Consider the following 25,272-nt stretch of genomic DNA (forward strand, 5'->3'; position numbering starts at 1 on the left):
CTTGAATTAAACATTAAAATCAAAATTTTATATAAACATTATTTTCAATGAAAATTTTCATTAATCTCTTTACTTTCAAAATAAAAATATTATTTTTGACTACAAAAAATTGATTGAATAAAACTATTGCTATCAAATACGATTAAATCATCTGCTTTTTCGCCAATACCAATATAACGAATAGGAATTAAGAATTGATCAGCCAACGTAAAAATAACGCCACCTTTTGCTGTACCATCAAGCTTAGTTATAATGAGACCAGTTAAATTTAATGCTTCATGAAATTTTTCTGTTTGTTTAATTGTATTTTGACCATTACATGCATCAATAGTTAATATCTTTTCATGTGGTGCACAGGGATTTAATTTCTTAATGACACGAACAATTTTTTTTAACTCTTCAACCAAATACAACTTATTGTGTAATCTTCCAGCTGTATCAATGATTAAAATATCTATTTTTTTTGACATTGCTGATTTTAATGCGTCAAAAGCTACTGCTGCAGGATCAGATCCTAAAGTTTGAGCTATTACTGGAATATTATTCATTGCGCCTAATGTTTGCAATTGTTCTATTCCAGCGGCTCTAAACGTATCTGATGCAGCAAGCATTACAGATTTTCCTTGTAATTTATACCTTTTAGCTAACTTAGAAATTGTAGTGGTTTTTCCTGTTCCATTTACTCCTACCACAAGTATAACAAAAGGAAATTCATTTATAACATTTAAAGGAACTTCTACTTTTTTTAAAATAGAGTACATTTTTTGTTTTAAAAGAAAATATACTTTTTTAGAATCTTTTAATTCCTTGCGATGAGCATCATTAATTAAATCTTTAATAATTTTATCTGTAGTGCTTATACTGATATCAGAAAGAATCATAGTCTCTTCTAACTCTTCGAAGAGAGCATCATCTATTTTCTTTGATAAAAAAATACGATCTATGCTATTTCCAAAAAATTTTTTAGTTTTTATCAAACCTTCTTTTAATTTTAAAAAAAATTTTTTTTTTGTAGTAATATTATCTTTTTTAGTAGAAACTATTTGACGATTTTCTTGAAAAATTTTATCTCCATCTAGATTTTTTTTTTGATTTTCTTTATTTTTACCGAAATTTATCCAAGAAAAAAAGCTTTTTTTATTACTCATTTTATAAATTCCATAAAAAAACAATTAATTGTTAAAATTCTCTTTAAAATTATAAATTAAATATTTATTTAAATATTATTTAATAATAAAATCAATTATATTACTAATATAAAAAATTAATAAAATGCACAATTCTTTTTTTAAAAAAAACGGAAAAATTTATATTATTTCTGGAAAATTAAAAGGGCAAAAATTATCTTTTAAAAATAATTTAAAAATACGCCCAACGACTAATCGAATACGCGAAACTCTTTTTAGTTGGTTATCTCAAAAAATTAAAAATGCCCGCTGTCTTGATTGTTTTTCGGGAAGCGGCGCATTAGGAATAGAGGCTATATCTCGATACGCTTCCTTTGTAACATTTCTAGAAATAAAAAAAAAACAATAATTACATTAAAAAAAAACATAAAAAAATTAAATATATCTAATTTAGAAATTATACATACAAATACTTTATATTGGCTGAAAAAAAATGGAACTCCATATGATATAATCTTTATAGATCCACCATATTATCAAGATTTAACAAATAAAACTATTTTGTTATTAAAAAATAAATGGATCAAAAAAAATTCGTTTATTTATATCGAAAAAGAGAAAAAAAAATCATTAAATATACCATATAACTGGATTTTATATAAAAAAAAAATTACTAATCAATTAGAATGTTACCTATATATTTTTAATGAATAAAAAATATTAATTTAAAATTATTTAAAAAATGAGATCAAATATTAATGAAAATTTTAGTTTCAGTAAATACAACACTAGAACTATTTTGTAAAAAACCAATAAATTTTATAAAATCATCAAATAATGGTATTATTTCTGTATCAAAAAATAAAAAAACATTATTTTATGCAATGACTCCAGAATTTTTAAAAAATTTATTTGATCTAGAATATAATCAAAAAAATAAAATAGAACAAAAATTCAAAATGCATACTCATTGGTACCCTGATAAAGACTTTATTCAAAAATCAGCACTATGGGGTATAATATTAGATAAAAAACCTACAAAATATGAATTAAATGCTTTTATTGCATATTGGAAAGCAGAAGGATGTTTCTTTCATCATATCCAGTGGCAACAGAAATTAGCTAGAAGTTTACAAAAAAGTCGATTTATTAAAGTAGAAAAACAAAAAAGGGATATTACTTATATACCGATACCAGATAAAAAAATACCTGATGGTTTTAGAGGTAAATAATGACATTTTATAATGAATTTTTTAAAAAACTTCAACGCATTATGCCTAATCATATCAAACCTAAATTTCAGAATGATCAAGATTTATTAGCCTGGAATCAAGAACAGGGAAGATTATCTTCTGAATCGATATTACGCGAAAATAAAGCTATGAAAATGCAACGTGTTTTAGGTCGATCAGGAATTCGCGAATTATATATGAATTGTTCATTTGAAAATTATAAAATTGAACATGATGGACAAAAAAGGGTTTTAAAAGCAGCTAAAAGATACGCTGAAACATTTCATGAAAATATTGCAAGTTTTATTTTTTCCGGAAGACCCGGAACTGGAAAAAATCATTTAGCATCAGCTATAGGAAATTATTTGATTCTTCACGGAAAAAGTATTTTAATCGTTACAGTAGCGGATTTAATGTCAAATATGAAAGGTACATTTAGCGGAACTAGTAACATTACTGAAGAAAATTTACTACATAATCTTAGCAGTGTTGATTTGCTTATGATTGATGAAATTGGCATGCAGACCGAATCAAGGTACGAAAAAGTTATTATTAATCAAATAGTAGACAGAAGATCATCTTCTAAAAGATCTACTGGAATGTTATCTAATCTGGATCACAAAGGAATGAAAAATTTATTGGGAGAACGAGTTATTGATAGAATGCGCCTAGGAAATAGTTTATGGCTAACTTTTGAATGGGATAGTTATAGACAGCATATCAAAGGAAACGAATATTAATTATAAAAGTAAAAATTTTATTTAATTCTAGATACATAATCCCCAGATCGGGTGTCTACTCTAATAATCGATCCAATTTGTACAAACAATGGCACTTTAACTATTGCACCAGTACTCAATTTAGCTAATTTATTGGATGCATTTGCTGTATCACTTTTAAAAACTACTTCAGTATCTATAACTTTAAGCTCTACAAAAATTTTTGGTGTGATAAAAATGGGAATGTTATTCCAAAAAGTAATAGAACATGTATCTTGCTCTAATAACCACTTTTTATTTACACCAATAACTTTCTTTTCTACTGATAATTCTTCAAAAGTTTTATTATTAATAAAATACCAAAAATTCCCGTCATTATACAAGTAAGATAACGTATACTCTGATACGTCAGCTATTTCTAATGAGTCTGTAGATTTAAATGTTTTTTCTATTAACTGCCTTGTTAATAATTTTCTAATTTTAACACGAACAAAAGATTGTCCTTTTCCGGGTTTGACAAATTCACTTGATTCTATTAAACAAGGTTCTTTTTCAAAAATAATTTTACGTCCTGATCTAAAATTATTACTATGATATACTTTCATGAATACCTCAAATTAATAAATATATATTTTAATAAACGTATGAAACATCAAGAGATAAAAGAGTTAATTAAAAAAAAAGAAAATTGGTTGTACGAAATGTCTAACGCTATTACTGATCCTAAAAAACTATTAGAATACCTAAATTTAAAAAAATACCCAAAAAATTTTAGCACCGTTAAATCTAAAAAATTTTTTCTATTTCGAGTACCTTATTCTTTTGCCAAAAGAATGAAAAAAAATGATCCTAAAGATCCATTACTATTACAAGTTATTATAAGAAACCAAGAATTATTAAATAATTTAAAATTTAATGAGGATCCAGTTCAAGATAAAAATAATATTGTATTACCTGGATTAATACATAAATACAATGATCGAGTATTATGGATTTTAAAAACAAGTTGTGCTGTTCATTGCAGATACTGCTTTAGAAAAAATTTTCCATACGCACAAAATCAAGGAAATAAAAAAAATTGGATTCAAATTATTAATTATATACATGATAATAAAAATTTAAATGAAGTAATTTTTTCCGGTGGAGATCCATTAATGGCTCAAGATCATGAATTATTATGGATTATTACTTTGTTATCAAAAATTAAACATATAAAAAGATTGAGAATACATACTAGATTACCTGTTGTTATACCTAACCGAATTACTTCAACTCTTTGTAAAATTTTTAAAGATAGTATCTTAAAAATTATTTTAGTTACTCATATTAATCATCCTCAAGAAATAAATGAAGATTTAAAAAAAAATTTGTTAAAACTTAAACAATCAAATGTAATTTTATTTAATCAAAGCGTTTTATTAAAAAATATTAATGATAGCGCAAATGTTTTAGCAAATCTCAGCGAAAAATTATTTAAAAATAATATTATTCCATATTACTTGCATACTTTAGATAAAGTTATAGGAACGTCACATTTTTTTGTATCCAATAAAAAAGCAAAAAATATTATGTTAAATTTGAAAAAAATGATGTCTGGATTTTTAGTTCCAAGACTAGCTTTTGATAATGGATCTAAAAAAAGTAAAATTATTATAAGTTAATATTAAAAATCTTTCCTCATAAAAAATCTGAGGAAAGATATCTTTAAATTAATTTAAAAAAGGACTCGTTAACTAAAAAATCTTACATCATACCGCCCATACCACCCATGCCACCAGTAGGAGCTGAGCCCATTTCAGAAGATTTATCTTCTTTTGGTAAATCAGTTACCATACATTCTGTAGTAATCATTAAGCCAGCAACAGACGCAGCATATTGCAAAGCAGATCTAGTTACTTTTGTAGGATCTAATATACCAAAGTTAATCATATCACCGTACTGATCAGTAGCAGCATTATAACCGTAATTACCTTTTCCATCTTTTACATTATTAGTAACTACAGAAGGTTCTTCACCTGAATTTGAAACAATTTGACGTAATGGAGCTTCCATTGCACGCAGAGCTACTCTAATACCAACGTTTTGATCTTCGTTTTGACCACGTAAATTAGATATTTTTCCTGCTACTCGAACTAATGCAACACCGCCACCAGCAACAACACCTTCTTCTACAGCAGCACGAGTTGCGTGTAAAGCATCTTCAACACGAGCTTTTTTCTCTTTCATTTCTACTTCTGTAGCCGCACCTACTTTAAGAACGGCAACTCCACCTGATAATTTTGCTAAACGTTCATTTAATTTTTCTTTATCATAATCAGAAGTAGCTTCTTGAATTTCTTGACGAATTTGACTAACACGACTTTGAATAGCATGCTTCTCACCAGAGCCGCCAATTATAGTTGTCGTATCTTTATTGATTACTACTCTCTTTGCTTGTCCTAAATCTTCTAATGTAGACTTTTCTAAATCCATAGCTAATTCTTCAGATATTACAGAACCACCAGTTAATATGGAAATATCTTGCAACATCGCTTTACGTCTATCACCAAATCCAGGGGCTTTCACAGCAGCAACTTTTACAATACCGCGCATAGAATTAACTACTAATGTCGCTAAAGCTTCTCCTTCTAAATCCTCTGATATTATTAATAAAGGTTTTCCAGATTTTGCTACAGATTCTAATATCGGCAATATTTCACGCACATTAGATATTTTCTTGTCAGCCATTAAAATATATGGATTTTCTAATTCAACAATACCTGTTTCTGGTTTGTTAATAAAATAAGGTGATAAATATCCACGATCAAACTGCATACCCTTTACAACTTCAAGTTCATTTTGTAAACCCGTTCCTTCTTCTACTGTAATAACTCCGTCATTGCCTACTTTCTCCATAGCTTCTGCAATTAAAGAGCCAACTTTTTCATCAGCATTTGCAGAAATAGTACCTACCTGTGTAATAGCTGTTGAATCAGAACAAGGTACAGATAAATTTTTTAATTCTTCTACAGCACTAATAACAGCTTTATCAATCCCTCTTTTAAGATCCATGGGATTCATACCTGCAGCTACAGCTTTAAGTCCTTCATTTACTATAGATTGAGCTAATAATGTTGCAGTTGTAGTACCATCGCCAGCTGCATCATTAGCTTTAGAAGCAACTTCTTTAACCATCTGAGCTCCCATATTTTCGAATTTATCTTCTAATTCGATTTCGCGAGCTACTGAAACACCATCCTTAGTAATACTAGGAGCGCCAAAAGATTTATCTAAAACTACATTTCTACCTTTTGGTCCTAAAGTTACTTTTACTGCATCTGCTAATACATTAACTCCACGAAGCATTTTAATTCTAGCTTCATTACCAAATTTTACGTCTTTAGCGGCCATTTTGACATTTCCTCAAATATATTTGTTTTACGGATATATAGCATATAGTTCATTATTCAACAATTGCTAAAATGTCACTTTCAGTTAAAATTAATAATTCTTCATTATCAATTTTTTCTGTTTTTGCACCATAACCTTCATTAAAGATAACTAAATCACCTACTTTAACGTCCAATTTTTTTACTTGACCATTATCTAAAATACGACCATTACCTACTGCTACAACTGTACCACGAGTCGACTTCGCCGCAGCGGAACCGGTAAGAACAATACCGCCTGCAGATTTTGATTCTGCTTCTTGACGTTTTACAAGAACACGATCATGCAATGGACGAATTTTCATATTGGAATGCTCCTATAAAATAATTTAAACTATTCAAAAAAAATATTTTATTATTTAATTTTTGATCATGTACTAAATATAGGGATTCTTATTAAAAGTTTCAAGTGTAAAAAATATTTTTTTCTTTTTGAATGTCAATTAAAAAATTTTTATTAACAATAATTTTTATAAAGATTATTTATATTTTGAAGAGTTCTCATAAAAAAGATTGACAAACTTTTATATTTGATGATTTAATGTAAAAAATTGCCCGGATAGCTCAGTCGGTAGAGCAGGGGACTGAAAATCCCCGTGTCGGTGGTTCAATTCCGCCTCCGGGCATAAAATTTATTTCCCTATGCAAAAAGTAGAAAAAATACTATTTAACAAATCATTTGAAGTAAATTCTCCTGTTATCTCTCCTAATAATTTATTTATAAAGCTTAAAGAATCAGCCAAAAATTCAATATTTTTAAGCTCTGACCATTTTTTATAAGATTTTAAGAATTCACGAAAAGATAAATCAATTTGATAAAGATGACGTCTTCTTGCAACAAAAACGCTTTCCTGATTTTTGTTTGTTTCTTTTTTCGTAAGATGTTTTTTTAAAACATCAATACCCTCTCCTGTAAGAGTAGAGATATTAATAAATACTAGATTTCCATTTTTTTTTATTCTGCTATTCTCTTTAACTAAATCGTTTTTATTTAAAACAAAGGTAACTTCTATATTAGAAGGTATGCTTTTTTGAAAATTTGTAGCCATTCTCTTTTGATCTAATACACTTGTTGTTTTATCAATAATAAAAAGAACATGATCTACACTCTTAATAGCATTCCAAGTTTTTTGAATCCCAATTTTTTCAATTTCATCATCTGTATCACGCAAACCTGCAGTATCAATAATTTGATATAAAACACCATTAAGATAAATATCTTCATGAATAATATCACGTGTAGTTCCCGGGATATTAGTCACTATAGCTCTATTGTGACATGATAAAACATTTAATAAACTAGATTTTCCAGCGTTAGGAGGACCTACAATGACTACTTTTTTTCTTTCACGTATTACACTGCCTTCTACTATTGAATTTCTTATTTTTAAAAATTGATTATATATCTTATCTAATTTTATAGAAATTGTATCATTGATTCCAAAGTTAATATTTTCTTCTGGAAAATCTATTCTTGATTCTATATCAATACGTAATTTAATAATTTTATCGATTAATTCTTTAATATAAGATGAAAAATTACCTTGTAAAGTATTTAATGCGCCTCGACTAATTAATTCTGTTTCCGAATTAATTAAATCATCAATGGCTTCAGCTTGAATTAAATCAATTTTATCATTCAAAAAAGCGCGTTGACAAAATTCACCTGGTCTCGCTATTCTGACGTTTTTAATAGATAAAATACTTTTAATTAATAAATCCATAACTAAAGGACTACCATGACCTTGTAATTCTAATACATCTTCACCGGTAAATGAATGAGGTGCTGGAAACCATAATGATATCCCTTGATCTAATAATTTCCTATTTATATCTAAAAACTTTGAATAAGTAGCATATCTGGATCGAGGTATCTTTCCTAAAATTTTTATAGCTACTTGATTAGCTTCTGTACCAGAAACTCTTATTATTCCAACAGCGCTTTTTCCGGGACAAGTTACTTGAGCAACAATAGTATCTTCTTGAATCATAAAATTCTTCTTTCTTTTAAGTCACAAAATTTTTTACTGATAAATATTATTATTTTTTACTCTGTTTTTTAAATTTAGATAAAATAATTTTTTGTTGTATAATAGTCACTAAATTACTTACAATATAATACAAAACTAATCCAGACGGAAACCATAAAAAAAATGCAGTAAAAAGAATTGGCATAAAATTCATTATTTTTTGCTGTAGAGGATCTGCGACATTATTAGAAGATGTTTTTTGAATAAAAAACATAGTTAATCCCATAATGACAGGTAAAACATAATATGGATCTTGACCTGATAAATCTTTAATCCAAAACATAAAAGGAGCATGCCTTAATTCGACAGAACTAATCAACATGTAATAAAGGGATAAAAAAATAGGCATCTGAATAAAAATAGGTAAGCAACCTCCTAATGGATTAATTCTTTCTTTTTTATACAACAACATCATTTCTTGACTCATTCTCTGTTTGTCATTTTTAAACATTTCTTTTAATTCATTAATTTTAGGTTGTAAATCTCTCATTTTTGCCATAGAAGAATATTGCGCTTTTGTAAGGGGATAAGTAATAGCGCGCATAATTAAAGTAATTGCAATAATAGAAAAACCCCAATTTCCTATAATGTTGTGTAAAACACTCAATAACTTAAATAATGGCTGGGATAAAAACCAAAGATAACCGTAATCTACCGTTAAATCTAAATTAGGCGCAATTAAAGCCATTTCTTGTTGAAGTTCAGGTCCAATCCATATTTTTGATTTAATAATAGATTGAGAATTAGCTGGAATATTAATTGAAGAAGATTTATATCCAATAGTAGCAATACTATTATTAGTATAAGAAGTATAAATTATATTAGAATCGGTATTTACTTCAGGAATCCAAGCGACGGCAAAATACTGTTGTAACATAGCGATCCAACCATCTTTTGTTGTAATATATAAATTTTTATTACTTGAAATATCATCAAATGTATATTTTTCATATTTTTGATTACTACTAGAATAAGCAGCACCACGAAAAGTTTGAAGAGCAAAATTACTACTATAAATATCACGATTTTTAGGCAACTGAATTGTTTGTTTAAGTTGTCCAAACATTTTTACTTTTAATTCTTTATCAGTTGGATTATGAATTGTGTATTCTATTTCTAGAATATATTTATTCGGCTTAAGAATAAAAGTTTTTGTATAAATAACACCATTATCTTTATAAAAAAACATTGGAACACGTAATTCTTTTTTACTCTTATCTAATTTAAAAAAATTTTTTTTTGAAACATACAATGGTCTAGTATGATTATTAAAATTATCCAGACCATCTGGACCAATTAAACCACTTTGTACTTGGTAAGTAAAATCAGATGATGTTTCTAATAATTTTAAAATATTTGAAGAATTGAGCTTATCTTTATAATTAATTAAACTGGCTTCTTCTATATCACCTCCATTCATATTCACGACTAATCGAAGTACGTCGTTTTGAATAACGATTTTATTTGTATTATCTCGATCATGATTTTTTGAATTTAATTCTCTATAAATCTTGCGCTCTATTTGATCACTTGGACTGGACTGAACATGCCAACTTTTCCAAATTAAAAAAGAAGCAAGTAAAAAAATAATAATAAAAAAATTACGCTGCACTTCCATAATTAATATTCACTTTTATCTTTAATCTTTTGACACAATGAATCGTCTTTACTTAAGTAAAATGGATGACACTTACACAAACGAAGAATTGTTAAAATTATACCTTTGATAAGACCAAAATTACGTAAAGATAATAGCATATATGTAGAACAAGTAGGATAAAAACGACAACGTGATTGCATAAAATAACTGATGTAATTTTGATAAATTAAAATTAAAGAAGTTAGTAAAAAGATTATCCCTGATGATAATTTGACCATATATTCTCCAATACATTTATTATTTTTTTATTTTTTAAATAAATGATATTTTTTTTAGCTATTACTACAAAATCCATTGAAATTAATTTATGCTGTGATAAACGAAAAGTTTCTCGAATTAATCGTTTAATTGCATTACGTTTATACGCGTATTTAACATTTTTGCGAGGTATACTAAGACCTAATCGAGGATATTCTAATAAATTAGAACGAGCTAATATAGATATTTCACATGCATCTTGGATGCAAGGATTATCAAAAACGTATTTAAAATTAATAGATTTTAGTAATCTAAGTTTTTTTTTAAAAAAAAATAGCACCATTATTAACCTTATTATTTACTAGAAATAGTTAAACGAGTTCTTAACTTAGCGCGTCTACGTGATAAAATATAACGACCATTTTTAGTAGCCATGCGGATTCTAAAACCATGAGAACGATTACGCTTTAATACTGATGGTTGAAAAGTACGTTTCATTTTAATATTTACCTTTATTTAATTTACGTAATGTATAAACAAAATTTTATAAAATAGAAAAATTAATAAAAATATATTTTATAAACTATTATCTCATTAATTTTTGTAATAAAAAATAATAAATTTACTTAAAAAAATAATGTTAATGTTTTTTTGATATGATAATTTTATTTATATTATTAAAAGATAACACACAAATTTTAAAATCACCTCTTTAGATAAAAAATATCTAATAAAATATTATTATATCCTTTACGTTATACTCACCAATCTTAAATTGTATAACTTTTAGTATAAAAAATATAATTTTTATACAAAAAATATATCTGTTATGTAAAAGAATAAAAAATTTTTTAAATTTTATTTTTTTATTTTGTGCGCTTGGAGTCCACCGTGTTACTTTGTCTTTGGAAACAGTGTCTTGACCGGTTACAGCATGAGCTTCCATCTACAGAGTTTAGTATGTGGATACGCTCTCTGAAAGCCAAACTAAACAATAATATCTTAGAAATATATGCTCCAAATCAATTCGTTTTAGACTGGGTAAAAGATAAATATTTAATTTGTTTTAAAAAAATATTAAAAGATTTTTATGGTTCTAACTCACCCATAATACAATTTAAAGTATATCAAATCTTTAAAGAAAAAAAATTTGAAAAAAAAATAAACAATAAAAATGAAAAAAAAATTTGCTACCAAATACCAATACTTAAAAAACCGTTGTACTGTTCTAATATTAACAAAAAACATAATTTTGAAAATTTTATAGAAGGAAAATCAAACCAATTAGCACGAGCAGCAGCATCTCAAGTGGCTAGTAATCCTGGAAATTCTTATAATCCTCTTTTTTTATACGGACAAACAGGATTAGGAAAAACTCATTTATTACACGCTATAGGCAACGGAATACTAGAATATAAATATAATATCAAAATTATTTATATGCATTCTGAAAGATTTGTACAAGATATGGTAAGAGCTTTAAAAAACAATGCAATTGAAAAATTTAAACTATATTATCGATCTGTTGATGCACTACTAATTGATGATATTCAATTTTTTGCACATAAAGAACGCTCACAAGAAGAATTATTTCATACATTTAATGCGCTTTTAGAAGGAAATCAACAAATTATTTTAACTTCCGATCGATACCCTAAAGAAATAATTGGTGTTGAAGATCGTTTAAAATCTAGATTCGGATGGGGTTTAACTGTCGCTATTGACCCTCCCGAATTAGAAACAAGAGTAGCGATATTAATAAAAAAAGCAGATGAAAATAATATTAAATTACCTGACGAAGTAGCTTTTTTTATAGCTAAACATTTGCGATCTAACGTACGTGAATTAGAAGGTGCACTTAATAGTATTATTGTGAACGCCAATTTCACTCATAGATCTATTACTATAGATTTAGTTCGTGAAGCACTTCACGATATATTAGCATTACAAGAAAAACTTATTACTATCGATAATATTCAAAAAAAAGTAGCAGAATATTATAAAATTAAAGTTTCAGACTTACTATCTAGAAGACGCTCTCGTTCCGTAGCGCGCCCTCGACAAATGGCTATGGCTATGGCAAAAGAATTAACTAATCACAGCCTACCTGAAATTGGCAACGCCTTTAGTGGAAGAGATCACACTACAGTGTTACATGCATGCCGCAAAATTAAACAACTGCGCAAAGAAAATTATGATATTAAAGAAGACTTTTCAAACTTAATTAGAACTTTATCGGTATAATTTTATGAAATTTACTATTAAAAATGACCTTTTAACTCAAAATATAAAAAAAATAAGCCGATTATTAGTCAAAAATAATTCTTTTCCAATTTTAGAAAATATATTAATGGAGATTAAAAATGATACATTGTTTTTAACTACAACCAATTTAGAAATAGAACTTATTTCAAAAATTAAAATTTTTACAAAAAATATTGCAGGAAAAATAACTGTTTCCGGAAGAAAAATGTTAAATATTTGTAAAAATTTGTTACCTGTATCCGAAATAAAGATACAATTAAAAAAAAATAAAATTCATATTTCTTCTGAAAATAGTAATTATATTTTAACTACCTTACCTGCAGATAATTTTCCAAATCATCAAGACTGTAATAGTATTTTAAGTTTTGAGATTTCATCAAATTCTTTAAGATCAATGATAGAAAAAACTGCATTTTCCATGGGAAAACAAGACGTACGACACTATCTTAATGGAATTTTATTAGAAAAAAAGGGAAATACCTTAAAAAGCATAGCAACAGACGGCTATCGGTTAGCAGTTTCATCAACTAATATAAAAGAAGATATCAAATCTTTTTCTATTATTATGCCAAATAAGGGAGTATTAGAACTATATCGACTACTAAATATTAAAAAAAAATTATTAAAAATTTTTATTAGCAATAATAATATAAAAATCTACATCAATGATCTAATTTTTACCAGTCAATTAATTGAAGGAAAATACCCTGACTATAATAATGTTCTATTTTCAAAAAAAGACAATCCAATTGTTACTAATACGGCGCTTTTAAAAAAATCATTATTACGCACTGCTATTTTAACACACGAAAAATTTTGTGGAATTGAAATAAAAATTGAAAACAAAAAGTTTAAAATCTTGTCAGATAATCAAGAAGAAGAAAGTGCAGAAGATACATTTAATACCAATTATTCTGGAGATACGATAGAAATATCAATTAATGTTTATTATATATTAGATGTACTTAACGCTATCGATGACGAAAATATTTTAATATTTTTTAATTCATCTAAATCGTCTATACAAATTGAATCTGAAAATGATTCTTCAAATATATACGTTATAATGTTATTAAAACGTTAACATTATATAATATTTATTAAAAATAATTATTATATTAAAATTTTATAAATAAAAACTGATTAATAGGAAAACTCATGGTAGATAATTATGATTCTTCTAAAATAAAAATTTTGAGAGGATTAGATGCTGTTAGAAAAAGACCCGGAATGTATATTGGAGATACTGATGATGGAAGTGGATTGCATCATATGGTTTTTGAAATCGTAGATAACTCTATTGATGAAGCATTAGCTGGCTTTTGTAAAAAAATTACAGTGATTATTCACTTAGATAATTCAGTATCTATAGAAGATGACGGAAGAGGCATTCCAATTGATATTCATCCTGAGGAAAAAATTTCGGCAGCAGAAGTAATTATGACTGTATTACATTCTGGCGGAAAATTTGATGACTGTTCTTATAAAATATCAGGTGGCTTGCACGGTGTAGGTGTATCAGTAGTAAATGCTTTATCAGAAAAATTAGAATTAATAATTTATAAAAATAAAAAAAAATATCAACAAATCTATAAAAATGGAAATCCAATAACTTCTTTATCAGAAATAGGAACATCCAATAAAACAGGAACATATATAAGATTTTGGCCAAGTTATAAAATTTTTACTAATAAAACAGAGTTTCTATATGAAATTTTATCAAAACGTCTACGTGAATTATCTTTTCTTAATTCTAATATTTCGATTCATCTTAAAGACCAAAGAAGTAAAATAGAAAATCATTATCACTATAAAGGTGGCATTCGAGCTTTTGTTAAACTTCTCCATAAAAGTAAATTAATTATCCATCCACATATTTTTTATTTTAAGTCTTCTAAAGAAAAAATAGAATTGGAAGTTGCAATGCAATGGAACGATTCACAAAAAGAAAATATATATTGTTTTACTAATAATATACCTCAAAAAGATGGTGGAACACATTTAGCTGGATTTAGATCTGGAGTAACAAGAACGTTAAATTTACACATAGAACGCGAAGGATATAATAAAAAAAGCAAGACCACTATTACAGGAGAAGATACAAGGGAGGGATTAACTGCTATTATTTCTATAAAAATACCCGATCCAAAATTTTCCTCCCAAACAAAGGATAAATTAGTATCATCTGAAGCAAAATCTGTAATAGAATCTTTGATTAATGAAAACCTTATTGAATATCTTTTAGAAAATCCAGTTGATTCTAAAACAATAATTCAAAAAATCATCAATTCTGCTAAAGCAAGAGAAGCAGCAAAACGTGCTAGAGAAATAAATAAAAAAAAGAATATATTAGATTTAGGATCATTACCAGGAAAATTATCTGATTGTCAAGAAAATGACCCTAAATTATCAGAAATTTATTTAGTAGAAGGAGATTCAGCAGGAGGATCAGCGAAACAAGGAAGAAATCGAAAAAATCAAGCAATATTACCATTAAAGGGAAAAATATTAAATGTTCAAAAATCAAAATTTGAAAAGATGATATCTTCTCAAGAAGTAGCGTCTCTAATAACTGCACTAGGATGCGGAATTGGACGCGATGAATATAATCTAGATAAATTGCGATATAACCATATTATTATTATGACGGATGCTGATGTAGATGGGGCACATATTCGAACATTATTATTAACATTTTTTTATCGTCAATTACCCGAATTGATCGAAAAAGGATATATCTATATTGCTCAACCACCTTTATATAAAGTAAAAAAAGGAAAAGAAGAAAAATATATCCAAAACGACGAAGAAATGCACAAATATCAAATTAAAAATTCTTTAAAAGGACTAATTATACAAAATAAAAAAAATAAAAATATTTATGAAAATACACAAAAATTTAAAGAAATAATATCTATTTTTAATAAAATTAAATATTTAACAAAAAAAAACAATCATTACTTTCCAGAATTTATATTAAATGAACTTATTTATCATCCACCTTTAAATGATTTAACAAATAAACAAAAAGTACGAAATTGGATAGAAAATTTTGTACAAAAATTAAATATTAAAGATAAAAACAATACATTTTATAGACCTAAAATCAAAGAAAATCAAAATATTTTTGAACCAAGTATAATTATATCTAAATACACATATTACATTGAATATTGCTTTAAAAATAAATTTTTAAAAAGTAAAGAATATTTTTTAATTACATCTTTAGGAAAAAAATTTATTCAATTTAAAAAAGACGAAAACTTTATAGAAAAAGGGGAAAAAACTTATAAAATCACTGATCTAAACAATACAATGGAATGGCTGATTAAAGAATCTAAACATAATTTATTTATCCAGCGCTACAAGGGATTAGGAGAAATGAATCCAGATCAACTTTGGAAAACAACTATGAATCCCGAAACAAGAAACATGTTGCAAGTGACTATTAAAGATGCTATTTCTGCTGATAGTTTATTTAATACTCTTATGGGAGACGCGGTAGAACCAAGAAGAGAATTTATAAAAAATAATGCTTTAAAAGTAGAAAATATAGATATATAAAATATTTAAATTTTTTAATTTTAAAAAACTTAAAAATTGCGGCAGGACAAAACCAGCCGCGAAAAATTATCTATTTTTAAATTTATCGATAATTTCAAGAACGCGTAATTGTGCAATAGATTTAGCAATATTCAAAAGAACATCTTCTTTATTTTTAAATTTACTTTTATTCTTAAGATACTTTTTAGCTTGTTTTCTTGCTTCTAAAGCACGTTTTTTATCTAATTCAGTTCCACGAATAGCAATATCAGCTAAAATAGATACAATAGATGGTTGAACTTCTAATACTCCTCCAGAAACATAAAGACACTCTTCTTTTTGATTAATATGAAATATATGTATAATACCTGGTTTTATAATGCTCAATAATTGTACGTGTCCTGGATAAATACCCATATCTCCTTCACTTCCAGATATTTGTATTTTTTTTACTATTCCAGAAAATATAGGTTTTTCAACAGTAACAATATCTAAATGAAATTTCATAAACACGTCCATATCTTTTTTTTATTACAAAGATTTTGCTTTTTTTATTACTTCCTCAATAGAACCAGCCATGTAAAAAGCCTGCTCTGGCAAATGATCAAATTCACCTTCTATTATACCTTTAAACGCACGAATATTATCTTTTAACGATACATATTTTCCAGGAAAACTAGTAAAAACTTCAGCTACAAAAAATGGTTGTGATAAAAATTTTTGTATTTTACGTGATCTAGAAACTAATATTTTATCAGATTCAGAAAGTTCATCCATTCCTAAAATTGCAATAATATCTTTTAATTCTTGATATCTTTGAAGAATAGATTGAACACCACGAGCTGTTTCATAATGCTCACGCCCTACAATATAAGGATCTAGCTGACGACTAGTAGAATTTAAAGGATCAATAGCGGGATATATACCCAAAGAAGCTATTTGACGACTTAGAGTAACAGTAGAATCTAAATGCGCAAACGTTGTAGCTGGTGATGGATCAGTTAAATCATCCGCTGGAACATATACTGCTTGAACAGATGTAATTGAGCCTTTTTTAGTAGAAGTAATTCTCTCTTGAAGAAGCCCCATTTCTTCTGATAAAGTAGGTTGATAACCTACTGCCGATGGAATTCTTCCAAGCAATGCAGACACCTCTGTACCAGCTAAGGTATAACGATATATATTGTCAATAAACAATAAAACATCTCGCCCTTCGTCCCGAAATTTTTCAGCAACAGTTAAACCTGTAAAAGCTACACGCAATCGATTACCTGGGGGTTCATTCATTTGCCCATATACTAAAGAAACTTTATCTAATACTTTTGAATCTCTCATTTCATGATAAAAATCATTACCCTCACGCGTTCTTTCTCCAACTCCAGTAAATACTGAATAACCAGAATGTTCTATAGCTATATTTCTGATTAACTCCATCATATTTACTGTTTTACCTACACCTGCTCCTCCAAATAAACCTACTTTCCCACCCTTAGCAAAAGGGCAAATTAAATCAATAACTTTTATTCCTGTTTCTAATATTTCTTGCGAAGTTGCTTGTTCTTGATAACTTGGAGGAGAACGATGAATTTCCCAATACTCTACTTCAGAATCATTTATATTTCTTAAGGGCCCTTTATTATCTATCGTTTCTCCTAATACATTTATAATACGCCCTAACGTAGCTTGTCCTACAGGAACTTTTATATAATGCCCTAGATCAATAACAATCAAACCTCGTTTTAAACCATTTGTTGAACCCATAGCAATAGTACGTACAATCCCAGCACCTAATTGCTGCTGAACTTCTAGAATAAGAGAATTATTTTTAAATTTTATTTGCAAAGCATTATATATTTTCGGAACTTTTTTCTGATCAAATTCTACATCTACTACGGCACCAATAATTTGAATAATTTTTCCAGTAGACATGATTTTATTAAACCTCTAAACTCATTATTTAATTTTCTGATAACGCTGAAGAGCCTGCAATAATTTCTGTTAATTCTTGGGTAATATTAGATTGACGAATTTTATTATAAACTAATTGTAATTCTTTAATGCAATTATTGCTATTATCTGTTGCAGTTTTCATAGCTATCATACGAGCTGCTTGTTCACTAGCAATATTTTCTAATATACTTTGATATACTTGAGATTCAATGTACCGATCAAATAATGTATCTAAAATTAACTTAGATTCTGGTTCATATAAATAATCCCATTTTATTTTTTTTGTAAATGATGTATTCTCTTCACTGGATAAAGGCAATAGTTGAGCAACTATTGGATGTTGAGACATTTTATTATAAAATTTGTTATAAGCTATAAAAATTTTATCAATTTCTTTATCTTGATATTTTTCTAAAAAAATTTTAATGTGACCAATTAATTTTGATAAGTCAGGATTTTCTCCAATATTACACATTGTCGAAATTATTGAATTACCGTACAATTTAAAAACAGACAAACTTTTTAATCCGAATAATATTAATTGACAAGAAATGTTGTTTTTTTCAAGAGACTGAATTTGAAATAATACTTTTTTAAAAAGATTAGTATTTAGACTTCCACATAAACCTCTATCAGTAGAAACAATAATTATTCCTACGCATTTATTTTTTCTATTCTCTAAATAACTATGCTTGTATTCTAAACTACCTTGTAAGGCATGATGAATGACGTTTTTTAATATTCTAGAATATGGTCGACCCAAGCGCATTCTTTCTTCAGTTTTTCTCATTTTAGAAATAGCTACCATTTCCATGGCTTTAGTAATCTTTTTTGTATTTGTTATGCTAATTATTTTATTTCTTATTTCTTTTATATTAGCCACTATATTCTCTTAATTAATTTATATCAAAATTTTATAATTGAGTATTTTTAAAATCATTAACTAAAGCTGTTAATTTATTTTTTATAGCATCATTATAATCTCCTTGTTCATTAATTTCTTTTATTAAATCTGCATAGTATTCATGTGAGTATATTAAAACTTCTTTTTCAAACCATTGAATTTTTTCGACAGAGATATTATCAAGATAATCATTTTGAGCGATAAAAAATATTATTCCTTGTTCTGCTACAGACATAGGTTGATACTGTTTTTGTTTCAATAATTCAATAATTTTTTGACCATATATTAACTGTTTTCTAGTTGCATCATCTAAATCAGATGCAAACTGTGAAAAAGCAGCAAGATCATGATATTGCGCTAAAGCTGTACGAATCCCAGAAGATAATTGTTTAATAATTTTAGTTTGAGCAGCACTTCCAACACGAGAAACAGATATGCCAGCATTCACAGCAGGCCGAACACCTGAATTAAATAAACTAGATTCTAAAAATATTTGTCCATCAGTAATAGAAATTACATTAGTCGGGACAAATGCTGAAACATCACCAGATTGTGTTTCAATAATAGGAAATGCCGTCAAAGAACCCGTTTTAACAATTGTTTTTTCATCTCTTTTAATATTATTAATATACTCTTTAGAAACTCGAGCAGATCTTTCTAGTAAACGAGAATGAAGGTAAAAGATATCTCCTGGAAAAGCTTCACGACCTGGCGGTCTGCGCAATAATAAAGAAATTTGCCGATAAGATACAGCATGTTTAGAAAGATCATCATAAACAATTACAGCATCTTGTCCAAGATCGCGAAAATATTCTCCCATAGCGCAACCTGAATAAGGTGCTAAATACTGCAAAGAAGCTGCTTCAGAAGCTGATGCAACAACAATAGCAGTATTTTCTAAAGCATTACATTCATCTAATTTTTTAATGACATTTATAACTGTAGATAACTTCTGTCCTATAGCTACATAAATACATGGTATATTAAATTTTTTCTGATTAATGATCGTATCTATTGCAAGCGCCGTTTTTCCTGTTTGACGATCTCCGATAATCAATTCACGCTGACCTCGACCAATAGGTATCATTGAATCAATAGCTTTATAACCGGTTTGTATAGGTTCATTAATTGATTGGCGATCAATTACACCAGGGGCATCTCTTTCGACCGGAGAATAACAATCATGTTCTATTATACCCTTTCCATCGATAGGATGACCTAATGCATTCATCACACGACCTAATAACTTTTTACCCACAGGAACTTCTAAAACTCTACCTGTACATTTAACTTTCAAACCTTCAGTGATTTTAATATACGAGCCCATCACTACTGCACCAACTATATCTCGTTCTATATTTAATGCAATTGCATATTGATTATCAGGCAATAAAATCATTTCTCCCAGCATAACATCTGAAAGACCATAAATTTTTAAAACGCCATCATTAACAGAAATAATCGTGCCTTCATTATAAGACTGATTAAAAACATCAAACTGCTTAATTCTTTCCTTAATCAATTGACTGATTTCTGAAGAATTTAATTGCATATATTATTACTCTCTTAAAATATTTAAAGAATCAGATAATTGTTTGAAATGATTTCGAAGTGAAAAATCAAATACAGTATCATTTATTTTTACAAGTATACCATTTAAAAGATAAGGATCAATTTTATACACAAATTTAATGCGAGATAGTAATTTTTTTTCTAATATAGAACGTATATGAAAAATTTGATCATCACTCAAATAAGATGCTGATATCAATTTAACAGAAACATACCCTTGATAAATTAATTCTAATCTTAAAAATGCTCTTAATATATCCTTAAAAATTTTAAATCGTTGATTTTTAGCTAATAATTTTATTAAATTCCGAGCATCTTCATTAATGTAATCACCGGCAATTAAAATAAAAAAAGACGATAAAAATTTTGGCGATAAAGACCCTGACAAAAATTTTTGAAACTTTTTGAATAAAATAACTTTATTCATAAATATTAACATTTCTTTCCACTTTTTTATTGACTTTTGTTCTATTGCTAACTCAAAAATTGCTTTAGCATAAGGTCTAGCAACGGTATTAAAAATCAACATTAATTTTTTGTCTCCGATAAAGAAAAGATTAATTTATCTATTAGATCCTTATTTTCATCTTTCTGAATATTTTTTTCAATAATTTTTTCAGCTATTAAAATTGCTGAATCTATAATTTCTTTTTGTAAAGTTTTACGCGCATCTATCATTTTTCTATTAATTTCTAGTTGATTATTTTTAAAAATTTTTTTGCTTTCTTCTATAGCTTTTGCTTTGGCTTTTTCTAAAATTAATAGTTTTTTATTATTTGCTTCATTTAAAATCAAAACAGCTTTTTTCTGAGAACATTTAATTTCTTGCTTAATTTTTTCTTGAATCAAAAGGAATTCTTTTTTAGCATTTTCTGCAGATACTAAAGATTCTTTAATTTTTTTTTGTCGTGTTTCAACTGCTAACATAATAGGAGGCCATATAAATTTCATACAGAACCAAACAAATAATATAAAGGAAATTAATTGGCCGAGAATAGTTGCATTAATATTCATAATCGCACCTTCAGAGCTCTAATAAAACAAAAAATTAATCTTTACGCTAATTTTAAACGTAAAGATTTTACCAGTACTCATTATAATAAAATTTTTAAAAATCTATGATAAAAAATTAAGATATAGCAAATAGCATATACAAACCTAAACCAACAGCAATCATCGGAATAGCATCTACTAATCCCATTACTACAAAAAACTGAGTTCTTAACAAAGGAACTAAATCAGGTTGCCTTGCAGCACCTTCTAAAAACTTACTACCTAAAATACCAATTCCAATAGCAGCACCAATAGCAGCTAAACCAATCATAATAGCCACTGCTATATATAACATATCAATATTTACATTACTTACATTTTCCATAAAAACCTCATTTAATTATAATTAATTTTTATTTTATTAATGAGTTTGTGAAGCTATTGATAAATAAACAATAGTTAGTACCATAAAAATAAAAGATTGTAGAAAAATTATTAAAATATGAAAAATAGCCCATGGAACATTTAGAAAACACTGAGACCACCATGGAAGTAATCCTGAAATTAAAATAAAAATCATTTCTCCCGAATACATATTTCCAAAAAGTCGTAGACCAAGAGAAATAGGTTTAGATAATAACGAAACCAATTCTAATAAGAAGTTAAAAATAGAAAAAATAGGATGATTAAACGGTTGCAAAGTTAATTCTCTTATAAAACCATTTAATCCCTTAATTTTAAAGCTATAAAATAAAATTAATAAAAATACGCCTAACGACATTGCTAATGTAATATTTACATCAGAAGATGGAACAATACGAACTGTAGAAATCTGAAAAAACCTTTCAAAAATAAATGGAAAAAAATCAATAGGAATCAAATCCATAAGATTCATTAAAAAAACCCAAACAAATACAGTCAACGATAAAGGCGCGATAAGAACACTATTGCCTTGATACATATTTTTTACATTTTCTGAAACGAATTCAAAAATTAACTCAATACATGTTTGTAATTTATTTGGCGCACCAATAGTGATTTTCTTTCCTAATATATAAAAGAACATTAAAAAAAAACACCCCAGCACAAAAGAAAACATTATTGAATCAAGATTTATAATCCAAAAATGAGAAGAAATATTTCCTGGTTGAATAATTTTAAAATTACATAAATCCATTTGAAGATGATTTAAATGGTGACTAATATATCTCTGAGGATTAGATATTTTTTCTAAAAACATAACTTGTTCTCATTATTGCTGCGTATAATTTAGTAAAATTAAAAAATAACTAAATTTTTAAAATGTTCTATTTATTTTCAAAATAAAATTTTTAAAAATATTTTCAAAATTAAAGCTATTTCTTAAAATAAATTTTTAGATAAAAAATACATTATTTTTTACATTTTAAAATACTTATTATTAGTGCTTAATATTTAATATTTTTAAATAAAAATTTTAAATCTAATTAAGATAAATAATTTCATGAAAGAATAAATCTCATATGATCAACTTTAGAATTAATTTTTAAATGGAATAATTTTTATAAGATTCTTTTTTTAAATGTATTAGCAGAATAGATATCGAGGCTGGCGTAATGCCAGAAATACGCGACGCTTGACCAATAGAAACAGGCTTATAATCATTTAATTTTATAATAGCTTCACGAGATAAGCCCTTTATTGTATTATAGTCAAAATTAGGCGATAAAGGAGTGTTTTCATTTTTTAAATGTCTTCTAATCTCTTCAAACTGTCGTTTGATATAACCCTCATATTTAATAGTATTTTCTATTTGCTCGATTGCTTCAATATCAAAAATATTTGATTTAATTATGTCTAAATTTTTTAATTTATTATAATTAATTTCAGGACGTTTTAATAAATTTAATACATTTGTTTCTTTGATTAAAGAAAAATTAAAATATTTTTCTAAAATATTTGCTTCATAAGATTGTGGAAATATTTTAACTTTTTTTAAATAATTTGTTTCAATATCGATATTTAATATTTTTTCATTGTAACGAGACCAACGCAAATTATCAATTAATCCTAACTTATGACCAATTTTAGTTAAACGCAAATCTGCATTATCTTCTCTTAAAGTTAAGCGATATTCAGACCGAGAGGTAAACATTCGATAAGGCTCTTGTAAACCTTGCGTAGTAAGATCATCAATTAAAACGCCTAAATACGCTTGATCACGTCTAGGAAACCACTGTTCCTGACATTTAGCACTAAGTGCTGCATTCAAACCCGCTAATAAACCTTGGGATGCAGCTTCTTCATAACCGGTAGTTCCATTAATCTGACCAGCCAAAAATAACCCCTTAATCCATTTATTTTCTAAGGTAAGATTTAAATCCTTAGGATCAAAAAAATCATATTCTACAGCATATCCCGGATTAATAATTTTAGATTTTTCTAACCCTTTTATAGATTTAATCATCTCTTTTTGGACACTAAATGGCAAACTAGTTGAAATCCCATTAGGATATATTTTTATACTCGATAAACCTTCTGGTTCTAAAAAAACTTGGTGTGATTTTTTATCAGGAAAACGTATTATTTTATCTTCGATAGAAGGACAATATCTAGGCCCCAAGCCCTTTATAATACCCGTATAAATTGGGCTTTTATCTAAATTATCGCGTATAATTTCATGTGTATTTTCATTTGTATGTGTAAGAAAACATGGCATTTGACGCGGATGATTTGATGCCTTTCCCATAAATGAAAATACTGGCATAGGAAAATCACTATGTTGTACAAATAAGTCATTAAAATTAACTGTATTTATGTCAATTCGAGGAGGTGTTCCGGTTTTTAACCGATTAACACGTAACGGTAAGTCTTTTAAACGATTAGCTAAATCTATTGATGCCCCGCTGCCCCTCCTTCCTGAAAAATAACTATCTAATCCTATATGTATTTTAGCTCCTAAAAAAGTACCAGTAGATAATACAACCGAATGTGAATAAAAACTGATTTCATTTTTTGTTAGAACACCTCGAACTTCATAATTTTTAACAATTAAATCTACTACTTCACCTTCTAATATTAACAAGTTTTTTTCTTTTTGTAACAACCTTTTTATATTTCTTGAGTAAAGAACTCTATCAGCTTGCGCTCTAGTTGATCTAACAGCTGGACCTTTTTTAGAATTTAATATTCTGAATTGAATACCTGAATAATCAATAGCTTTAGCCATTATTCCACCTAAAGCATCTATTTCTTTTACTAAATGACTTTTTCCAATGCCGCCAATAGCTGGATTACAAGATAAAACACCTATATCTTCTATTTTTTGAGTTAACAATAATGTTTTGCAACCAATTCTAGCAGACGCAGCAGCTGCTTCAGTACCAGCGTGTCCACCGCCAATAATAATTACATCAAATTTTTTAGAACCTGATTTTAACATACTCTCGCGACCTTTAAAAATATTCAGACTTATTTTATACAGTATTAATATTTTAATCAAGATAGTATATATGAAAAATTTAGATGCAAAAAAAATAAAATAGATAACACCATAATATAATATTAATCTTTGCAATATACACATAAAAGATAAAAGATAAAAGATAAAAGATAAAAGATAAAAGATAAAAGATAAAAGATAAAAGATAAAAGATAAAAGATAAAAGATAA

Annotated in this window: 24 protein-coding genes, 1 tRNA gene and 1 pseudogene; 8 read left to right on the forward strand and 18 right to left on the reverse strand. The window is 27.1% G+C overall.

Going from position 1 to position 25,272, the window contains the following annotated elements; translation table 11 throughout:
* Nucleotides 1-89 precede the first annotated feature (89 nt).
* Complete coding sequence (ftsY, locus tag DD681_RS02935) at nucleotides 90-1,148, reverse strand: signal recognition particle-docking protein FtsY (protein ID WP_158341505.1); 1,059 nt, start codon at nucleotides 1,146-1,148, stop codon at nucleotides 90-92.
* A gap of 124 nt (nucleotides 1,149-1,272) precedes the next feature.
* Between ftsY and rsmD the strand changes: the two are divergent.
* The 3 genes and pseudogenes from rsmD (at nucleotide 1,273) to dnaC (ending at nucleotide 3,099) form a co-directional block, all read left to right on the forward strand.
* Nucleotides 1,273-1,841 (forward strand): annotated as a pseudogene (gene rsmD, locus DD681_RS02940) (16S rRNA (guanine(966)-N(2))-methyltransferase RsmD).
* Nucleotides 1,842-1,885: 44 nt separating this feature from the next.
* Nucleotides 1,886-2,359, forward strand: coding sequence for a DnaT-like ssDNA-binding domain-containing protein (locus DD681_RS02945; protein WP_158341506.1), 474 nt, complete (start codon nucleotides 1,886-1,888; stop codon nucleotides 2,357-2,359).
* Complete coding sequence (gene dnaC / locus DD681_RS02950) at nucleotides 2,359-3,099, forward strand: DNA replication protein DnaC (protein ID WP_158341507.1); 741 nt, start codon at nucleotides 2,359-2,361, stop codon at nucleotides 3,097-3,099. Before DD681_RS02945 ends, dnaC begins: the two co-directional genes overlap by 1 nt.
* Before the next feature lie 17 nt (nucleotides 3,100-3,116).
* Here the strand turns inward: dnaC and efp are convergent, their stop codons facing one another.
* A complete protein-coding gene (gene efp, locus DD681_RS02955) occupies nucleotides 3,117-3,683 on the reverse strand; it encodes an elongation factor P (RefSeq protein WP_158341508.1) in 567 nt (188 codons plus the stop codon).
* A 39-nt stretch (nucleotides 3,684-3,722) separates the two neighbouring features.
* On the opposite strand from efp, the gene epmB reads away from it, so the two are divergent.
* A complete protein-coding gene (epmB, locus tag DD681_RS02960) occupies nucleotides 3,723-4,739 on the forward strand; it encodes an EF-P beta-lysylation protein EpmB (RefSeq protein ID WP_158341509.1) in 1,017 nt (338 codons plus the stop codon).
* Nucleotides 4,740-4,821: 82 nt separating this feature from the next.
* Here the strand turns inward: epmB and groL are convergent, their stop codons facing one another.
* Together groL and DD681_RS02970 are read right to left on the reverse strand one after the other, a co-directional pair.
* A complete protein-coding gene (gene groL, locus DD681_RS02965; RefSeq protein ID WP_158341510.1) occupies nucleotides 4,822-6,468 on the reverse strand; it encodes a chaperonin GroEL in 1,647 nt (548 codons plus the stop codon).
* A 52-nt stretch (nucleotides 6,469-6,520) separates the two neighbouring features.
* Nucleotides 6,521-6,811, reverse strand: coding sequence for a co-chaperone GroES (locus tag DD681_RS02970; RefSeq protein ID WP_158341511.1), 291 nt, complete (start codon nucleotides 6,809-6,811; stop codon nucleotides 6,521-6,523).
* Nucleotides 6,812-7,059: 248 nt separating this feature from the next.
* Between DD681_RS02970 and DD681_RS02975 the strand changes: the two genes are divergently transcribed.
* Nucleotides 7,060-7,132 (forward strand) — tRNA-Phe (locus tag DD681_RS02975).
* A gap of 6 nt (nucleotides 7,133-7,138) precedes the next feature.
* Here DD681_RS02975 and mnmE read toward each other — a convergent pair.
* Genes mnmE through rpmH form a run of 5 tightly spaced genes read right to left on the reverse strand, consistent with a single transcriptional unit; the run spans nucleotide 7,139 to nucleotide 10,892 of the window.
* Nucleotides 7,139-8,497, reverse strand: coding sequence for a tRNA uridine-5-carboxymethylaminomethyl(34) synthesis GTPase MnmE (gene mnmE / locus DD681_RS02980; RefSeq protein ID WP_158341512.1), 1,359 nt, complete (start codon nucleotides 8,495-8,497; stop codon nucleotides 7,139-7,141).
* Nucleotides 8,498-8,546: 49 nt separating this feature from the next.
* Nucleotides 8,547-10,154: a membrane protein insertase YidC gene (gene yidC, locus DD681_RS02985; RefSeq protein ID WP_158341513.1), complete on the reverse strand. Its 1,608-nt coding sequence runs from the start codon at nucleotides 10,152-10,154 to the stop codon at nucleotides 8,547-8,549.
* Nucleotides 10,155-10,156: 2 nt separating this feature from the next.
* Nucleotides 10,157-10,414 carry a membrane protein insertion efficiency factor YidD gene (yidD, locus tag DD681_RS02990; protein ID WP_158341514.1) on the reverse strand — a complete coding sequence of 86 codons (258 nt, stop codon included), beginning with the start codon at nucleotides 10,412-10,414 and terminating at the stop codon, nucleotides 10,157-10,159.
* Entirely contained in the window at nucleotides 10,390-10,737 is a 348-nt protein-coding gene (gene rnpA / locus DD681_RS02995) for a ribonuclease P protein component (protein ID WP_158341515.1), read from the reverse strand. Before rnpA ends, yidD begins: the two co-directional genes overlap by 25 nt.
* A gap of 11 nt (nucleotides 10,738-10,748) precedes the next feature.
* Nucleotides 10,749-10,892 carry a 50S ribosomal protein L34 gene (rpmH, locus tag DD681_RS03000; protein ID WP_158341516.1) on the reverse strand — a complete coding sequence of 48 codons (144 nt, stop codon included), beginning with the start codon at nucleotides 10,890-10,892 and terminating at the stop codon, nucleotides 10,749-10,751.
* Between the two features lie 393 nt (nucleotides 10,893-11,285).
* Between rpmH and dnaA the strand changes: the two genes are divergently transcribed.
* The 3 genes from dnaA (at nucleotide 11,286) to gyrB (ending at nucleotide 16,223) form a co-directional block, all read left to right on the forward strand.
* Nucleotides 11,286-12,638: a chromosomal replication initiator protein DnaA gene (gene dnaA / locus DD681_RS03005; RefSeq protein WP_158341517.1), complete on the forward strand. Its 1,353-nt coding sequence runs from the start codon at nucleotides 11,286-11,288 to the stop codon at nucleotides 12,636-12,638.
* 4 nt (nucleotides 12,639-12,642) lie between these two features.
* Nucleotides 12,643-13,743 (forward strand): DNA polymerase III subunit beta, encoded by a 1,101-nt coding sequence (dnaN, locus tag DD681_RS03010; RefSeq protein ID WP_158341518.1) that lies wholly within the window; start codon nucleotides 12,643-12,645, stop codon nucleotides 13,741-13,743.
* Between the two features lie 74 nt (nucleotides 13,744-13,817).
* Nucleotides 13,818-16,223, forward strand: a complete 2,406-nt coding sequence (gyrB, locus tag DD681_RS03015) for a DNA topoisomerase (ATP-hydrolyzing) subunit B (protein ID WP_158341519.1) — start codon at nucleotides 13,818-13,820, stop codon at nucleotides 16,221-16,223.
* Nucleotides 16,224-16,289: 66 nt separating this feature from the next.
* Here gyrB and DD681_RS03020 read toward each other — a convergent pair whose 3' ends face one another.
* The 9 genes from DD681_RS03020 to mnmG all read right to left on the reverse strand — a co-directional run bounded on the left by DD681_RS03020 (nucleotide 16,290) and on the right by mnmG (nucleotide 25,042).
* On the reverse strand, nucleotides 16,290-16,709 hold the full coding sequence (locus DD681_RS03020) for a F0F1 ATP synthase subunit epsilon (RefSeq protein ID WP_158341520.1): 420 nt from the start codon (nucleotides 16,707-16,709) through the stop codon (nucleotides 16,290-16,292).
* Nucleotides 16,710-16,733: 24 nt separating this feature from the next.
* Complete coding sequence (atpD, locus tag DD681_RS03025) at nucleotides 16,734-18,131, reverse strand: F0F1 ATP synthase subunit beta (protein WP_158341521.1); 1,398 nt, start codon at nucleotides 18,129-18,131, stop codon at nucleotides 16,734-16,736.
* A 28-nt stretch (nucleotides 18,132-18,159) separates the two neighbouring features.
* Complete coding sequence (gene atpG, locus DD681_RS03030) at nucleotides 18,160-19,035, reverse strand: F0F1 ATP synthase subunit gamma (RefSeq protein ID WP_158341522.1); 876 nt, start codon at nucleotides 19,033-19,035, stop codon at nucleotides 18,160-18,162.
* 31 nt (nucleotides 19,036-19,066) lie between these two features.
* On the reverse strand, nucleotides 19,067-20,608 hold the full coding sequence (gene atpA, locus DD681_RS03035) for a F0F1 ATP synthase subunit alpha (RefSeq protein ID WP_158341523.1): 1,542 nt from the start codon (nucleotides 20,606-20,608) through the stop codon (nucleotides 19,067-19,069).
* Between the two features lie 6 nt (nucleotides 20,609-20,614).
* The gene (gene atpH, locus DD681_RS03040) at nucleotides 20,615-21,157 is read right to left on the reverse strand and encodes an ATP synthase F1 subunit delta (protein WP_158341524.1); all 543 of its coding nucleotides are present in this window, start codon (nucleotides 21,155-21,157) and stop codon (nucleotides 20,615-20,617) included.
* Nucleotides 21,157-21,642 (reverse strand): F0F1 ATP synthase subunit B, encoded by a 486-nt coding sequence (locus DD681_RS03045; protein ID WP_158341525.1) that lies wholly within the window; start codon nucleotides 21,640-21,642, stop codon nucleotides 21,157-21,159. Before DD681_RS03045 ends, atpH begins: the two co-directional genes overlap by 1 nt.
* Before the next feature lie 115 nt (nucleotides 21,643-21,757).
* Nucleotides 21,758-22,006, reverse strand: a complete 249-nt coding sequence (gene atpE, locus DD681_RS03050) for a F0F1 ATP synthase subunit C (protein WP_158341526.1) — start codon at nucleotides 22,004-22,006, stop codon at nucleotides 21,758-21,760.
* 36 nt (nucleotides 22,007-22,042) lie between these two features.
* Nucleotides 22,043-22,861: a F0F1 ATP synthase subunit A gene (atpB, locus tag DD681_RS03055; protein ID WP_158341527.1), complete on the reverse strand. Its 819-nt coding sequence runs from the start codon at nucleotides 22,859-22,861 to the stop codon at nucleotides 22,043-22,045.
* A gap of 285 nt (nucleotides 22,862-23,146) precedes the next feature.
* Nucleotides 23,147-25,042, reverse strand: a complete 1,896-nt coding sequence (gene mnmG / locus DD681_RS03060) for a tRNA uridine-5-carboxymethylaminomethyl(34) synthesis enzyme MnmG (RefSeq protein ID WP_158341528.1) — start codon at nucleotides 25,040-25,042, stop codon at nucleotides 23,147-23,149.
* Nucleotides 25,043-25,272 lie beyond the last annotated feature (230 nt).

The sequence above is a fragment of the Buchnera aphidicola (Melanaphis sacchari) genome (assembly GCF_003096055.1).
Lineage (GTDB): Bacteria > Pseudomonadota > Gammaproteobacteria > Enterobacterales > Enterobacteriaceae > Buchnera > Buchnera aphidicola_P.